Source organism: Mesorhizobium sp. M0633 (assembly GCF_040320645.1).
Taxonomy (GTDB): Bacteria; Pseudomonadota; Alphaproteobacteria; order Rhizobiales; family Rhizobiaceae; genus Mesorhizobium.
The window spans coordinates 18,631-33,079 of record NZ_JAMYQC010000051.1; the positions used below are offsets into that span (position 1 = coordinate 18,631).

The 14,449-nt window shown below is 60.7% G+C and carries 14 protein-coding genes and 2 pseudogenes; 1 reads left to right on the top strand and 15 read right to left on the bottom strand.

Translation table 11 applies throughout. The features are described 5' to 3' along the window. Window positions 1-169 precede the first annotated feature (169 nt). From ccoS to NKI47_RS32155, 9 genes are all read right to left on the bottom strand, one after another. On the bottom strand, window positions 170-322 hold the full coding sequence (ccoS, locus tag NKI47_RS32115; protein ID WP_352595335.1) for a cbb3-type cytochrome oxidase assembly protein CcoS: 153 nt from the start codon (window positions 320-322) through the stop codon (window positions 170-172). Further along, the gene (locus tag NKI47_RS32120) at window positions 322-2,607 is read right to left on the bottom strand and encodes a cation-translocating P-type ATPase (RefSeq protein ID WP_352595338.1); all 2,286 of its coding nucleotides are present in this window, start codon (window positions 2,605-2,607) and stop codon (window positions 322-324) included. Before NKI47_RS32120 ends, ccoS begins: the two co-directional genes overlap by 1 nt. Continuing rightward, the gene (locus tag NKI47_RS32125) at window positions 2,604-3,101 is read right to left on the bottom strand and encodes a FixH family protein (protein ID WP_352595340.1); all 498 of its coding nucleotides are present in this window, start codon (window positions 3,099-3,101) and stop codon (window positions 2,604-2,606) included. The genes NKI47_RS32120 and NKI47_RS32125 overlap by 4 nt, the downstream gene beginning before the upstream one ends. Beyond that, window positions 3,098-4,657 carry a cytochrome c oxidase accessory protein CcoG gene (gene ccoG, locus NKI47_RS32130; RefSeq protein WP_352595342.1) on the bottom strand — a complete coding sequence of 520 codons (1,560 nt, stop codon included), beginning with the start codon at window positions 4,655-4,657 and terminating at the stop codon, window positions 3,098-3,100. Before ccoG ends, NKI47_RS32125 begins: the two co-directional genes overlap by 4 nt. Window positions 4,658-4,789: 132 nt before the next feature. Then, window positions 4,790-5,653, bottom strand: coding sequence for a cytochrome-c oxidase, cbb3-type subunit III (gene ccoP, locus NKI47_RS32135; protein WP_352595345.1), 864 nt, complete (start codon window positions 5,651-5,653; stop codon window positions 4,790-4,792). A gap of 2 nt (window positions 5,654-5,655) precedes the next feature. After that, entirely contained in the window at window positions 5,656-5,805 is a 150-nt protein-coding gene (locus NKI47_RS32140; protein ID WP_023679629.1) for a cbb3-type cytochrome c oxidase subunit 3, read from the bottom strand. An 11-nt stretch (window positions 5,806-5,816) separates the two neighbouring features. Continuing rightward, entirely contained in the window at window positions 5,817-6,548 is a 732-nt protein-coding gene (gene ccoO / locus NKI47_RS32145; protein ID WP_352595348.1) for a cytochrome-c oxidase, cbb3-type subunit II, read from the bottom strand. Next, the gene (ccoN, locus tag NKI47_RS32150; RefSeq protein WP_352595350.1) at window positions 6,539-8,170 is read right to left on the bottom strand and encodes a cytochrome-c oxidase, cbb3-type subunit I; all 1,632 of its coding nucleotides are present in this window, start codon (window positions 8,168-8,170) and stop codon (window positions 6,539-6,541) included. The genes ccoO and ccoN overlap by 10 nt, the downstream gene beginning before the upstream one ends. A 603-nt stretch (window positions 8,171-8,773) precedes the next feature. Then, complete coding sequence (locus NKI47_RS32155; protein WP_352595352.1) at window positions 8,774-9,520, bottom strand: Crp/Fnr family transcriptional regulator; 747 nt, start codon at window positions 9,518-9,520, stop codon at window positions 8,774-8,776. A 154-nt stretch (window positions 9,521-9,674) separates the two neighbouring features. Here NKI47_RS32155 and hemN point away from each other — a divergent pair, with 154 nt between their 5' ends. Continuing rightward, on the top strand, window positions 9,675-11,024 hold the full coding sequence (hemN, locus tag NKI47_RS32160) for an oxygen-independent coproporphyrinogen III oxidase (protein WP_352595355.1): 1,350 nt from the start codon (window positions 9,675-9,677) through the stop codon (window positions 11,022-11,024). Window positions 11,025-11,074: 50 nt separating this feature from the next. Here hemN and NKI47_RS32165 read toward each other — a convergent pair whose 3' ends face one another. From NKI47_RS32165 to NKI47_RS32190, 6 genes and pseudogenes are all read right to left on the bottom strand, one after another. Then, window positions 11,075-11,377, bottom strand: a complete 303-nt coding sequence (locus NKI47_RS32165; protein ID WP_352595357.1) for a hypothetical protein — start codon at window positions 11,375-11,377, stop codon at window positions 11,075-11,077. Next, a complete protein-coding gene (locus NKI47_RS32170; RefSeq protein WP_352595360.1) occupies window positions 11,374-11,787 on the bottom strand; it encodes a DUF5615 family PIN-like protein in 414 nt (137 codons plus the stop codon). Before NKI47_RS32170 ends, NKI47_RS32165 begins: the two co-directional genes overlap by 4 nt. Continuing rightward, window positions 11,784-12,434, bottom strand: a complete 651-nt coding sequence (locus NKI47_RS32175) for a DUF433 domain-containing protein (protein WP_352595363.1) — start codon at window positions 12,432-12,434, stop codon at window positions 11,784-11,786. The genes NKI47_RS32170 and NKI47_RS32175 overlap by 4 nt, the downstream gene beginning before the upstream one ends. A 415-nt stretch (window positions 12,435-12,849) precedes the next feature. Continuing rightward, window positions 12,850-13,506 (bottom strand): annotated as a pseudogene (locus NKI47_RS32180) (ATP-binding protein); the annotation flags it as partial. Next, window positions 13,479-13,571: pseudogene (locus NKI47_RS32185) on the bottom strand (helix-turn-helix domain-containing protein); the annotation flags it as partial. The pseudogenes NKI47_RS32185 and NKI47_RS32180, both read right to left, overlap by 28 nt. 445 nt (window positions 13,572-14,016) lie before the next feature. Continuing rightward, on the bottom strand, window positions 14,017-14,449 hold a 433-nt coding region (locus NKI47_RS32190), incomplete at its 5' end, for a cation:dicarboxylate symporter family transporter (protein WP_352595365.1).

A 14,449-nucleotide genomic window follows, 5' to 3' on the forward strand; every position in this document is an offset into this window, starting at 1 on the left:
CCCCATCCATCATGGAATGGCCGGCTTCCCGTTCGGTGCGGCCCTTTCCTGGCCGAAAGTTCGGCAACGTATTCTGGCTGATCCGTTCGCACCCGTCGCGCGCCGAAATCGGCATGAGGCGAAGCAACCGCGGAAAATATTCGAGCGAGTCCTCGCAGGGCAGGCTGGGTCAAGTGCGTGGCTCGTCGCGGTCGATCAGGATCCGCTCCGCGGCGCCATCGAGATCTTCATATTGGCCGCTCCTCAAGGCCCACAGGAACCCGGCCAGCCCAAGCGCCCCGAGGAACAGGGCCACAGGTACGAGGTAGGCGAGCGTCGTCATCAGGATTGTGCCAGTGCGCCAATGTCGGAGCGCCTGTCATGTCGGGCATCTTGCACCGATGCATTTGACACGAAACCTTGCAGGCGTAGCGCATTGCCGATGACCAGGAGGGACGAGGCGGACATCGCGACCGCCGCGATCAGTGGCGTAACGTGCCCCAGAATGGCGACCGGCACGGCGATGCCATTGTAAACGATCGCGATGGCGATGTTCTGCCGGATCAGCCGTCCGGCCTTCCGCGAAATGTCTAAAGCAAGTGGGACCGCCAGAAGACTTTTACGCAGGAACACGAAATCCGCGGCGTTGCGACCGATATCCGCCGCCGTGGCCGGAGCGATCGAAACGTGTGCGGCGCCCAATGCAGGCGTGTCGTTGAGCCCATCGCCGACCATCAGCACCTTGTGGCCAGTTCGCGTCAATGCTTCGATGTGTTCGACCTTCCCGGAGGGAAGCAACGCGGGAACGAAGCGCTCGACGCCCAGCGCTTCCGCGACTTCGCCGCAGGCAGCTTCTGTGTCGCCCGACAGCATCTCCACCGACACGCCGGCGCCGTTCAGTTGCTCGATGGCCGCCTTGGCATCGGCACGCAGCTCATCCTCGAAATCGAAAGTCGCGACAATGACCCCGTCCTTCGTCAGAACGGTTCCGCCATAGCCTTGTTTGCCTTCGCCGCCGGTCCGGGCTTTCCACTCAGCCCATCCGCGGCGACCCAGCCGCCAGGTACTGCCCTCGGCGATGGCTTCGATGCCGAAGCCCGGATGCTCGCTGACGGACGCGAGTTTCGGCTGGCCGGCAAAGGCTGCATTGCCAGCGATTGCCTTCGAAAAGGGATGGCGGGAATGCGCTGCCATCTCGGCCGCCATGGCGAGCATCGTCGGATCGATGGACGGCGCATTGATCAGCCTGGGCAGTCCGAGCGTAAGCGTGCCGGTTTTGTCGAACAATGCCGTGTCGATCCCGGCCAGGCGCTCCATGGCGGAGCCGTCCCTGACCATGACGCCGCTTTCAAACAGCCGCCGCGCAGCGACCACCTGCACGATCGGCACGGCGAGACCGAGCGCACACGGGCATGTAATGATCAAAACGGCGATCGCGATTGTTATTGCCCGGTGCCAGTCGCCGGCCGCCGCCATCCAGCCGAGGAAAGTCACAAAGGCGGTGAGGTGGACCACGGGGGCGTAGAGCGCGGAGACGCGATCGGCGATCCTGCGATGGCGGGCGCGGCCGCCCTCTGCCGCTTCCATCAGCCGAACCATTTCGGCCAGGAAGGAATCCTTCGCGGCGGCCGTCGCCTCGATGGTCAGTGGACCGGTGAGATTGAGTGTACCGGCCTGGACCTGCGCCCCCGGGCCCACCGTTCTGGGCGTGCTTTCCCCGGAAACCAGGGAACAGTCGAGATCCGACGCCCCGCCAATGATCCTGCCGTCGATGGGCACCCTCTCGCCGGCCGCGATCAAGAGCTCCATTCCCGGTTCGATCTCGCCAACCGGCAAGTAGTCGCGCGAACCGTCCCCGCGCAGCACCATGGCGCCGCGCGCCGCCAGCCGAGCCAGTCCGTTCACGGCCGTCCGTGCCCGTTCCCGCATCACGTGATCCAGCGTGCGGCCGATCAGCAGAAAGAACAGCAGCGACACCGACGCGTCGAAATAAGCATGGTCGCCATGGCTGATCGTCTCGTAGAGGCTCATGGCGTAAGCGAGCGATACCCCGACCGCGATCGGCACGTCCATGTTCATGCGGCTGTGGCGCAGCGCATTCCAGGCCGAGCGAAAATAGATGCCGCCGGCGAAAGCGAGCGCAGGAATGGCAATCAAGGCAGAGACCCAATGGAACAGGTCGCGGGTCGCGCCTTGCGCGCCGGACCAGACGGAGACTGATAGCAGCATGATGTTGCCCGCCGCAAAGCCGGCGACCGCGACGGCGCGGATCAGTTCCGAGAGCATCTTGTCCTTCCCGTCAGCCTCGGGATCGAACAGGTGCGCGCCATAGCCCAGCCGTCCAAGTGTGGCGACGAATGGCGGAACCTCCTCGCCGCGCCACCGGACCGAAACACGTTTCGTCGAAAGATTGACACGAGCGCCTTCGACGCGATCCAGCTTGCCGATCGCCGTCTCGATCGTCTGGATGCAGGCGGCACAATGCACAGCCGGCACCGAGAGGTCGGTCTGGCGAAGATTTTCGCCAATCGAGCGGCTCGCCAGTCTGATTTCCTGGCCAGAAGGCAGGACCAGTGTGACCTTTTCCAGGTCCAATGCCATTTCGGCGCCTGGCGCGCAGCAGCTCATTGCAGCGCCCCGTGGGAAATCATGATCCGGCGAACGTCGCGATAGGGTTCCGCAAGGCTCGCATCGGCGTCGATTTCGACGATCCAGAGGCCATCGTTGGGCATGCGGTGCGCGGCGAATATCTGACCGGAGGCAGCCTCAAGAGTGACGGATTTGTCCTCGGCCTCGTAGGCGGGATGACGGAACAGCACCTTGACGCCATGCAAGGCAACCGGCTTGCCGACAGCATCGGTGAGGCTGTAGCGGACCTCACCGCCTGCGATGGTCAGTTTGCCAGTCCAGCCGAGGGCTGCCTGAGCTCGCCCTTGCTCGGCCTTTTTGTTGAATTGCTGGCTCGCCACATAGGTGTTTTCGACGACAAGGCCGGTCCAGCTCGTGTTGGCGAGCGTCGCCATCGTCAGATTGACCGCTATGACCACGCCGAAGAAGCCAAGGATGGTGAACAGCATATGCCTGCCGGTGAATTCGCGGGATTGTCGCGAGGTGTCGCTCATCTGGCGATCTCCGATGCGTTGAAAGTGGCCGTGTATTCGTCCGACTCGAACGTTGCCTTGTTTTCGACCCGGAACTTGAAGCTTTGCGCTGCACCCCGAACCTGATCTGCCGGCTGACGCACGAAAACCTTGAGCATCTTCAGCCGGTCGGGTTCGACCGGGATGGCAAAGGAGCGATCCGCCGGCAGGTCGATGCCGACAACGCTCATTTCGGCTCCATGCAGGCCCTGCATCGTGACAATGATCGTTCTTGGTTCGGGGATCATGTTGAGCAGCTTGACGGTGTAGCCGTTGCGGATCGAACCGTCGGACAGCGTCACGAACTGCGGGTTGCGATCGTGCAGGACATTCAATTCGAGTCGTTCGCGGGTCAGCAGCGAATAGAGCAGCGCCAGACCGACCGCCGACCAGGCGCCCATGTAGATGAAGGTGCGCGGGCGAAAGATCTTGCGGATATGGAAACGGGCCACCTTGTCGGAGAACAGGCCGTCAGCGCTCCTGACCAGTGACGGGTTGACTGAACCGGAGCCGCCCGGGGTCGCCAGCATCATGTTGGCGTTGTAGTCGGCCAGCGTCGCATAGGAAATCAGTCCGCGCTCCCTGCCGAGCTTGTCCATGATACCGTCACAGGTATCGATGCAGAGCGCGCAGGTGATGCATTCAAGCTGCTGGCCATCACGAATGTCGATCCCCATCGGGCACACCGCGACACAGGCATTGCAGTCGACGCAGTCGCCGACGGGCTGCCCGGCGGCAAGGACCCTCTTGGCGTGACGCGAGCGCGGTTCGCCGCGCCAGTCATTATAGGTGACGGTGAGGGAATTCTCGTCGAGCATGGCCGCCTGGATGCGCGGCCATGGGCACATGTAGGTGCAGACCTGCTCGCGCATCAGCCCGCCGAACGTATAGGTCGTCGCCGTCAGCACGGACACGGTGATGTAGGCGACGGGGGCGGCGGTGCCGGTGAAGAGTTCCCCAAGCAGCGTCGGCGCATCGGCGAAATAGAAGATCCAGGCGCCGCCGGTCAGCACCCCTATGACCAGCCAAATGGCGTGTTTCGATGTTCGCAGCACGAGTTTGCGCGCAGTCCAGGGACCGGCATCGAGCTTGATGCGCGCGTTGCGGTCGCCCTCGATGGCTCGCTCGACGACCAGAAACAGATCGACCCACACGGTCTGCGGGCACGTATAGCCGCACCAGGCCCGGCCGACGGTGGATGTGATCAGGAAAAGGCCGACACCGGCCATGACCAGCAGGCCGGCGACGTAGTAGAATTCCTGCGGCCATATCTCGATGAAGAAGAAGTAGAAACGCCGGTTGGCAAGATCGACCAGCACGGCCTGGTCCGGGGCAAATGGCCCGCGATCCCACCGCAGCCAAGGTGTCAGGTAGTAGATCCCCAGCGTGATTGCCATCACCGACCACTTGAAGCGGCGGAAACTGCCAGAGGCCCGGTTCGGGAAGATCTTCTTGCGTGCGGCATAGAGCGGCTGACGGGTCCTGGCGGAGTTGACCGCATCGGCTTCGAGCCGTTCTATTTGCGTGTTATCGAGCACGAGAAGCTCCAGTCACCAGCGACGATTTCGCCGGAAGCCCGACCCATCGGTTTCTGGATGATGCCGAGGCCCGGCTTGCGCCGGGCCTCGTCGCTTGGCGGTTGGGGGGAGGACGAGAATAGGCTTGCGTTCCTATTCTCCGCCACCAAGCGAATGGATATAGACCGCGAGTTCCTTGGCCTTGATCTCGCCGAGACGCCCGATCCAGGCCGGCATGACGCCGTGCTTCGGCGCGCGGACCTGCGCGGCGATGGCTGTTTCGCCAGACCCGTAAAGCCAGATCGCGTCGGTCAGGTCGGGTGCGCCGAGCTCCCTGTTGCCCTTTGCATTCTCGCCATGACAGGCCGCACAATTCTCGGCGAAAACGTTGGCGCCGAGTTCGATCAGGCTTGTGTCCTGAACAGGATCGGAGAGGCTTGCGACATAGGCGCCGACCTGCTTGATCTGATCCGTCGTGATGATGTCACCAAAAGCAGGCATTTCCGACAGGCGCGTATCCGGGTCTGATGCGAAGCGGATGCCGTGCGCAATCGTTTGCTGGATCTGTTCGGCGTTGCCACCCCACAGCCAATCGTCGTCGTTTAGGTTGGGAAAACCCTTGGACCCTTGAGCGCCCGAGCCATGGCACTGCACGCAATTGACCTTGAACGCGGCGCCACCTGCGGCGACGGCGAATTCGCGTAGCGTCTCGTCGGCGGTAATCTCGGAGACGGTCTTCGCCTGAATGGCAGCGACATATTTGCCCTTGGCCACTTCGGCCGCCGCCAGTTCATTCTTGACGTCTTTGCGGCTCGAATACCCCAGCACACCCCTGGTCGCGGAAGTCAGCATCGGCCAAGCCGGATAGACGACGGTGTAGCCGATCGCCCAGGCAATGGTGATGTAGAAGGTGATGACCCACCAGCGCGGAAGCGGGTTGTTGAGTTCCTTGATGCCGTCCCACTCATGGCCGGTCGTCGAGATGCCCGAAACCTCGTCGATATGCTCGCTGCCCATGATCAGTCGTCCTTGAGAGGAATGTGAGCGGCTCTCTCGGCTTGCCTGCGGCTGCCGGGACGAAGTGCAAAGGCAACGCATCCGAGGAAGAAAAGCGCCATGGCAAGCAGGCCCCAGCTGTCGGCAAACTCCCGCATGAAATTGTAGGTCATCGCCATTGTCCTCAGCGGTAACCGGCGGCTTCGTCATAGGTCCTGAAATCGACCAGCGTGCCGAGCATCTGGAGATAGGCGACCAGCGCATCCATTTCGGTGACCTGCTGCGGATCGCCGTCGAAGTCCCCAAGCTTGGCCTTCGGATAGCGTCTCTCCAGGCCCGATGTGTCGGCATTCGCATCGGCCTGCGCCATGAGATCGGCATTGGCATGAGCGATCATGTCGTCTGAATAGGGCACACCGACACGGCTGTTGGCGATCAGATGCGTCGAGAAATCCTTCACCTCGATGGGCATGTCCTTCAGGAACGCGTAGCTCGGCATGATCGATTCCGGCACCACCGAACGCGGCTCGGTGAGATGCTGGACGTGCCATCCGTTCGAGTAGCGGTCGCCGACCCGGGCGAGATCCGGCCCGGTGCGCTTCGAGCCCCACTGGAACGGGTGGTCGTACATCGACTCGGCCGCCAGGCTGTAATGCCCATAGCGCTCGACCTCGTCACGGAACGGCCGGATCATCTGGCTATGGCAGAGGTAGCAGCCCTCGCGCACATAGATGTTGCGCCCCACCAGTTCGAGTGGCGAGTAAGGGCGCATGCCTTCAACCTTCTCGATCGTGTTGTCGAGATAGAAGAGCGGTGCGATCTCGACGATGCCGCCGATTGTTACTACCAGCAGGGACCCGAGGAGAAGAAGTGTGGCGTTCTTCTCGATGACCGCGTGTCTGTCCATCAGGCCCATTTTCTGGCTCCTGATCGCACAGGCTGGAGGGCGGGGATGGAGCGCGGCATCGGATCCTCCTCGCGCTGGTAGCCGAGGATCGTCATGGCGATGTTCCAGGCCATGATGAGGGCGCCCGACAGATACATCGCGCCGCCGATGGCACGCATGATGTAGTAGGGATGCATGGCGGCGACGGTTTCGGCGAAGGAGTAGACCAGGAAGCCCTGCTCGTTGTATTCGCGCCACATCAGGCCCTGCATGACGCCGGAGACCCACATCACCGCGGCGTAAACGACGATCCCAAGCGTCGCCAGCCAGAAGTGCCAGTTGACGAGCCGCAGCGAATAAAGCCGGTCGCGGTTCCATAACTTCGGGACCATGAAATAAATCGCGCCGAACGAGATCATGCCAACCCATCCGAGCGCGCCCGAATGGACGTGACCGATGGTCCAGTCGGTGTAGTGCGAGAGCGAGTTGACGGCCTTGATTGACATCGTCGGGCCTTCGAAAGTCGACATTCCGTAGAAGGCGATGGCCATGACCATCATACGGATGATCGGGTCGGTGCGCAGCTTGTCCCAGGCGCCCGAGAGCGTCATCAGGCCGTTTATCATGCCACCCCATGACGGCATCCAGAGCATGATGGAGAACACCATGCCGAGCGTCTGGGCCCAGTCCGGCAGGGCGGTGTAGTGGAGGTGGTGCGGACCGGCCCAGATGTAGAGAAAGATCAAAGCCCAGAAGTGGATGATCGACAGCCGGTAGGAATAGACCGGCCGGTTCGCCTGCTTGGGAACGAAATAATACATCATGCCGAGGAAGCCGGCGGTGAGGAAGAAGCCTACGGCATTGTGGCCGTACCACCATTGCGTCAGGGCGTCCTGTACGCCGGAGAAGGCTGAATAGCTCTTGGAGCCCAGGAAGGAGACCGGCATCGACAGGTTGTTGATCACATGCAGCATTGCGATGGTCACGATGAAGGCAAGGTAGAACCAGTTGGCGACATAGATGTGCGGTTCCTTGCGCTTCAGGATCGTGCCGAGGAACAGGATGAGATAGGCGATCCAGACAATGGTCAGCCACAGGTCCACATACCATTCGGGCTCGGCGTATTCGCGGCTCTCGGTGATACCGAGCAGGTAGCCGGTTGCCGCCATGACGATGAACAGCTGATAGCCCCAGAACACGAACCAGGCGAGATCGCCGCCGAACAGCCTGGCACGACAGGTCCGCTGCACGACATAAAGTGACGTGCAGATGAGTGCATTGCCGCCGAAGGCAAAAACCACGCCGGAAGTATGCAAAGGCCGCAGTCGGCCGAAATTGAACCAGGGCTGGATGTTGAGATCGGGGTAGGCGAGCTGCAGGGCGATGACCACGCCGACCAGCATGCCGACGACGCCCCAGAATACGGTGGCGATGGCACCGTAGCGGATCGGCCCATCCATGTAAGCGGCGGGGTCGATCGGAACTGCCGGCTTGAACTCCGTGTTGCGCAACAGAATCGCAGTGAAGCCAGCGACGGCGAAGAACAAAACCCACATATGCCGGCGAAAAGGTTCATCTACGCCGAAGCCGGCAGCCACCAGGGCCGCAAACGCAAACAGGCTTAGAAGGACGATCTCTGTGCCGAATTTCATCGCAAGCCCCGATTTCCAATTCCGGCGGGCGCCAACCGCAGTGCCTTATTGCGCAGCCGTGGCCTGCTCGCCCTGATCCATGTCAGAGCCGCACGATTTTGCTTCGAGCAGCATCGAGTTCGGTGCGATCAGACTGTGGCGATCGAATGTGGAAGCGCAGCACCGGCCGCCGCCCTTATGGACAGGCCCGGCGTCCCCGGTCGGGCCGGGTATGGAGGCGATCGCGGGCGTGTGGGAAGCGCGCCTTCTGTGACGCTGAAAAGTAGGCCGATGCCTTGCCGAACGTCGATCGTTTCAATGCCTTGGGACAGCCAGCGCCAGCGTTGCGCTGCCTTCGTGACATTCATGATTCGGGGGAACGGCGATTTTCCCCTGCGTATGAGGCGTATTGACTTCGGCCGAGTGCGATCCTGCCTGGAACAGCCGGTTGCACGTCGAGCACCTCGAGGATGGATGCTTCGCCGACGAGTTGGCCGAAACGCACCTGGCTCATCCGATCGGATGGAGAGCGGGCTATCGCTATGCGACTTCTTCTAAGCCCAACGCGAGCATGCCCTGCCCCGAACGAAGTAAGTGACGTAGGCCATGCAGCTTCGATGTCATTCAAAGGGCGGTTGCGCCTCGGCCGCCGCAGCGCCGTTCCAGCCGGCTCATGCTGTCCACGGTGACACGGCGGTTGTTCTCGATCCGAATCACGCCGTCCATTCTCAGGCTGGTCAGCTGACGGCTCACGGTCTCGTTTGTAATTCCAAGGAAATCAGAGATGTCGGCACGCGTCATCGGCAGCTCGAAGCACGCCGACCTAGCCGCCGGGTCAACACTGGAATCGATGTTCCGGGCGATCATGAGGAGAAAGCTCGCCACCTTCTCCGGTGCGGTCTTGCGCCCCAGAGTCACCATCCATTCGCGTGCCTCGTCGAGTTCGTTCAGCGCCTGCTTGAGCAGGCGATGCACAAATTCCGGTGATTCCTTCATCAACCGTTCGATGGCCGCTCTCGGAAACGAGCATAGCGAGACAGCTGTTGCCGCTTCCGCATTGATCGCGCTTTTCATCTTGAAGGGCCGTCCCAGAAAATCCGGCGCGAACTGGAGACCGACGATCTGCTGGCGGCCGTCCGAAAGGCTCTTCGTCAGCTTCACCACGCCTGAAAGCACGTTTGAATAACAGTCGACCGCCTCGGCGTCGCCGATCAGTTCGACCCCCGGCTCGATATTGTGCCGCGACGACGTCTTGGCGAGCTGCGCCAAATGGTCTGGTTCGAGCGCACCACAGACACCGCGGTGCCGTGCCTCGCAAGACAGGCAAAGAACGGGAATGCCGGAACTGTGAGTGTCCTGCCGTAATGTCATTCGATCGCTCTACCGGTCCAGTGCGGGCAGGATAGCAATCGACGGTAGAAAAATCCTTGCGGCAGTTTGTCCGTGCTGAACGCTGATCGAAATCAGGGCTTAGGCTCATCCAAGCATCCACAGTTCCGGCGACGCAAACACGGTGGACCACGACATGCGACTGGAGCTAGCTGCCAGACTTGGCGAGAACGTCCCGCGCTATACCAGTTATCCGACAGCGCCGCATTTTCATACAGGCATTGATGCTGCAATTTGTCGTGGCTGGCTGCAGGCGCTCAACGATGGCGATGAGATCTCGCTCTATCTGCACATCCCGTATTGCGACAAGCTTTGCTGGTTCTGCGCTTGCCACACCAAGCAGACACGCCACTACGAACCAGTGACCACATATCTGCGCTCACTGCATGCCGAGATCGCAACCGTCTCCAGTCTTGTCGCAGGCAAGGGCCGCGTGCGTGCCGTCCATTTCGGCGGCGGTTCGCCAACGATGCTCAAACCGGAGGATCTGGTGGCGCTGGGAACCGTCCTGCGCAACAGCTTCACGTTTCTCCCCGGTGCAAAGATCAGCGTTGAGATCGAACCCAACGATATGGACGATGCCCGCCTCGATGCACTTGCCGAAATCAGCATGACAAGGGCGAGCCTCGGCGTCCAGGATTTCGACCCGAACGTGCAGAAGGCGATCAACCGCGAGCAGAGCTTTCTGCAGACCAAGACGGTTGTTGATGGCGTTCGTTCGCGCGGCGTGGAATCCGTCAATCTCGATCTGCTCTACGGCCTGCCGCATCAGACCAGGGAGAGCCTCGCCTCCACGGTTGCACAGGCACTGACCCTGGAACCGGATCGGATCGCGCTTTTTGGCTACGCCCATGTGCCGTGGTTCAAGAAACATCAGACGATGATCGACGAGGCGTGGCTGCCAGGGCCAGAGGAGCGATTTGATCGATCGCAATTGGCGGCGCGGGCGATCGTGGACCAGGGATACGAAGCAATCGGCCTCGACCATTTCGCCAAACCGGGCGATGCGCTGGCGCTTGCGGCCCGCGCCGGGACTTTGCACCGGAACTTCCAAGGCTACACCGAGGACCGCTGCGAGACATTGATCGGCCTCGGCCCATCGTCCATCAGCCAGTTTCGCCAGGGCTATGCACAGAATATGCCTTCGACCGCCGAGTATGGGCGCATGGTCGAAGACGGCGGGCTGGCCGCTGTTCGGGGTATCGCGCTTTCTGACGACGACCGTGTTCGCGGCTGGATCATCGAGCGATTGATGTGTGACTTCGCCTTCTCGGCGATTGAGCTGGTGGAGCGCTTTGGCGAAGCCGGCCAAAGACTTCTCCTCAAGGCGAGTTCCACGGCCCTCCAAGATCCTGCGCGGTTGCTTGAACTTGATGGTGACCGCTTCGTCGTGCCTGCGGAAAGCCGGCCCTTTGTCAGGAGCATCGCGGCAAAGTTCGACAAATATTTCGAAAGTGGAACGGCCAGGCACTCAGCGGCAGTCTGAGCACCGCAGAGGAACGGTCATGGTTCTCAGTCGATCGTGAACCGATTGCGCTACATTTTTGTCTCTTCATAGGCGACCGTCGCGTCGAGATAGGATTTCTGATCGGACCAGATGCGAAGACCTTTGGCATAGCGACGATGTCGTCCAGTCGTGCCTTCCATTTGTTGCGACCAGAGGACTGCTTGCCACCTTTCTGCGGCGTGCCCAAGTGATGTTTGTTCGTCTGTTCGCGACAGTCTCACTCTGCCGCGGCCAGTCTCGCCAGGTGCCTGTTCGCGCTTCGCGACGACGGCAGGATCATTGATGAAATCGGTCCTGCGCCCCGGGCTTGCTGCCTCGTTGGCTTCGATCATTCCTTCGATAGCGCATAACGGACAACGCGCAACGTTTCCTCGTCTTCGAGGATCACTTCAAGAACCTGGTTCACAAGATCATCGTCGTCCAGCTCGATCAGCGCCATTTCGAAAAGTTCGATCTGCATGTCGAGATCCATGCCTGGCGGGCCGTTTAGGCAAACAAGCCCTGCGTGGATGGCAACATCTGCATACTGTCCCTTGGTGCCCGGATTATCCTTTGGCCCCCTAAAATCCACCGAGTTCTTGGTTACGAAGGTCCAGTCGCCTTCAAGAATGATCGGCTTGAGCTCCCAGTCCTTGAGCCCGGCGAGCCCCAGCCAGACAACGTGGCTGGTCTCGCAATGACCCTTCCCATGCGCAATTTTTGCAAGCTCGGGGGTGAGACATTCATCGATCAGGAACTTCATCCCGCCTTCCTAAGACGCGGAACACGGCGATCGGAAGTGATGACGGAGCCTTTTGGAAGGTCTCCAGTACGAGGACGCCCTCGCAGGGGGTTCGCCTCTGCATAAATCGCCGCGAGCCGTACCTTCTCCGTGTCAAGGTTCGGGTAGGCCCCAAGAATGCGCTCAACCGAATGACCAACAGTGACGGATGCCGCGACATCATACACTGGGACGCGAGTGTTACGGATAACGGGCGTGCCGCTGAGCACGTCATCCGACGACGTGACCATCTCGCGAGCCGCCTCGAGATCGGACAGACGTTCACTCGTGCTCTTCAGGAACGGCATCAGATCGATCGTTAGAAAGTCGTCACGCACGGTCCAGTCCTCGCGCAGCAGTGCCGCCCAAGCGAGCGAGCGCGAGCGTGTTAGCTTGGGCTCAACCGTCCTGATCGCAAACAGTCGTTCTTCCGAGGTTAGACGCTTTGCGGTCTCGAAGTAGAAGCTGATGAAGGAGCAGGCTCCAGCCAGGACGTGCCGGCCGTTGTCAACCGATACGAAGGCATCGGGCAGGATGCGTTCATCGATTGCGCGATTGACATCTCGCAGGCTTACACGCGAGACCACGGCGGCCTCGGTTGCCTTCAGCATTTCGGCTACAGCTGCCATGGTCGCTCCTAAATAAATCTTCCGACGCATCGGAGATGTATAATGAGAGCGTGCCTTTTTCAATGCCTGATGGCGATTTTGATCTTCACAACTTGGCCGAGCTTCTGAGCTGGCTTTGTTTTTTTGGCGTCCAGCCGCCCCCAAAGTCACTGCAACACGGGCTTGAATTCCCCGGTTCTCGAAAAGGCGGCCAGGTCGGCATCATCCCCTTAGCAGCCGTACATGCAGTTCAATCGGCCGGAACGAACGGCTGCCATTGCCCCAGATATCCGCCGACCGAAGCCATCCCTTTCAGGCAGCGAACGGACTCCCCTCCATTGCAAGAGCTCACTCGGGAGACCCGGGCAAGCTCCTGGCAACCTACTGAGCGAAAAGCCGCCTCCATAAGCACGCAGCTAACAGGCGGCGGCTGTGTGGCCCGCCTGAACAGGATAGTTACTCTCGTGCCCTCATTCGGGCTGGAGTTCACGTCGAATTGCGCGTTGGCGTTTTCGATCAGCGAGCGCGCAATCAACGCGCCGAGCTTACCGTGCTTGGGCCATGTCTCGCCTTCTGGCAGGCCGATACCGTCATCGGCGACGACCACCCGGCAGCCTTCACCCTCAACGATGCTGTGCAGGGTGATCGTGCCTCCCTCGCGTCCTTGAAAAGCATGCTTTAGTGCATTGGTCAGCAGTTCGTTCACTGCCAGTCCGGCGGGCATGGCGACATTGATCGAAACTGGGTAGGTGTCCACGCTCATGTCGAGCCGGATGCCCTCTGTAGTATGCGCGGTCATGACTCCGATGCGATTTGACCAGATAGACGCCGAGATCAACCTCGTCCTTTGGTTCGTCACCGGAAAGTTCTTGGTAGAGCATCGCCAAGGCATCGACACCTCCTGCTAGGCGCTCGAAACGCTTTTGGTCCGGCTCTACCGCATTGCGAGTTTCGATTCGGATCAGGGCGGTGATCATCTGCAAATTGTTCTTGACCCGGTGCTGAGTTCGCGCAACTGAACGTCTTTTTCGCGGATGCGCTCCTCGGTCTTGCGGCTGTCAGTCTGGTTGTAATCGACACTCCCGACAACTCGGCCAGTCTGACCTGGTCGATTCCGAGCAGCGCCCGCGCCGCGCGCATCTGTGCGGAAGTGATCAAGGCAGCATCCCTCGTCTGGCCACATAAAGCGGCACTAAACGTTATAGTCACGTCTCCTTCATGGGTGCGTCTCAAGAAGTAGCGATCTTCTGACTCGCCCTCCCCAATGGGGAGTGAACGTATCCGATGATCAAATTTTGTCAGATAGCGCGACCTGAAGTCTCCATCTCTTTCATAAGCACACGCAATTCGGCTGGAGGAGCGAGACAGAAGGTTCGAAAACCTTCCAAGAACCCCAGCAGTTCCGGAGTACGAATTGCGGAGCTCTATTGCTGCCGATGTCAGCGGACGGTTCCTTTACGGCGGCTTCGTGCCCTGCCCGCAATGCCTGAGCGGCGTTCGCGCGAGCAGGCCAGCCGCAACCGCCCTTCGAAACGCCGCCGACTTGATCCTCCGCCACCAAAGCGCCGAGGGTCCGCTCGCGAGGGCCTTTGCCGATCGAACTTCATCCGGGTCGCCCACCGCGCGCGACGACGAGCGTTGCCATCGCGTTGCTGAGCAGATTCGTGAACGCACGGCATTCGAACATGAAGTGGTCGACGCCAAGGATCAGCGTCATGCCGACGAAAGGGGCGGTCGGGACGACAAAGAGCGTTGCAGCCAAGGTGACGAATCCAGTACTGGTAATGCGATCTGCTCCTTTCGAAGGGAGCATGGCAAAAAAAAGCAGCAGCACCTGATCGCCGATTGACAGATCCGTGTTCGTCGCGTGCGCGATGAAGAGGGCAGCCAGCGTCATGTAGATATTGGTGCCGTCCAGATTGAACGAATATCTGGCCGGGATGACGAGACCCACAACCGAACGCCTGGCGCCCGCCTTCTCCATCTTCTGCATGAGCGAGGGGAGCGCGGCCTCCGAGGAGGACGTTGCGAGGACA

What these genes read in the sequence shown, in the direction of transcription:
- NKI47_RS32170 (WP_352595360.1), bottom strand. Translation starts at nt 11,787, where the DNA reads ATGAAGTTCCTGATCGATGAATGTCTCACCCCCGAGCTTGCAAAAATT.
- NKI47_RS32155 (WP_352595352.1), bottom strand. Translation starts at nt 9,520, where the DNA reads ATGACATTACGGCAGGACACTCACAGTTCCGGCATTCCCGTTCTTTGC.
- hemN (WP_352595355.1), top strand. Translation starts at nt 9,675, where the DNA reads ATGCGACTGGAGCTAGCTGCCAGACTTGGCGAGAACGTCCCGCGCTAT.
- ccoN (WP_352595350.1), bottom strand. Translation starts at nt 8,170, where the DNA reads ATGAAATTCGGCACAGAGATCGTCCTTCTAAGCCTGTTTGCGTTTGCG.
- NKI47_RS32165 (WP_352595357.1), bottom strand. Translation starts at nt 11,377, where the DNA reads ATGATCGAAGCCAACGAGGCAGCAAGCCCGGGGCGCAGGACCGATTTC.
- NKI47_RS32140 (WP_023679629.1), bottom strand. Translation starts at nt 5,805, where the DNA reads ATGACCTACAATTTCATGCGGGAGTTTGCCGACAGCTGGGGCCTGCTT.
- NKI47_RS32175 (WP_352595363.1), bottom strand. Translation starts at nt 12,434, where the DNA reads ATGGCAGCTGTAGCCGAAATGCTGAAGGCAACCGAGGCCGCCGTGGTC.
- ccoO (WP_352595348.1), bottom strand. Translation starts at nt 6,548, where the DNA reads ATGGGCCTGATGGACAGACACGCGGTCATCGAGAAGAACGCCACACTT.
- ccoS (WP_352595335.1), bottom strand. Translation starts at nt 322, where the DNA reads ATGACGACGCTCGCCTACCTCGTACCTGTGGCCCTGTTCCTCGGGGCG.
- ccoP (WP_352595345.1), bottom strand. Translation starts at nt 5,653, where the DNA reads ATGGGCAGCGAGCATATCGACGAGGTTTCGGGCATCTCGACGACCGGC.
- NKI47_RS32120 (WP_352595338.1), bottom strand. Translation starts at nt 2,607, where the DNA reads ATGAGCTGCTGCGCGCCAGGCGCCGAAATGGCATTGGACCTGGAAAAG.
- NKI47_RS32125 (WP_352595340.1), bottom strand. Translation starts at nt 3,101, where the DNA reads ATGAGCGACACCTCGCGACAATCCCGCGAATTCACCGGCAGGCATATG.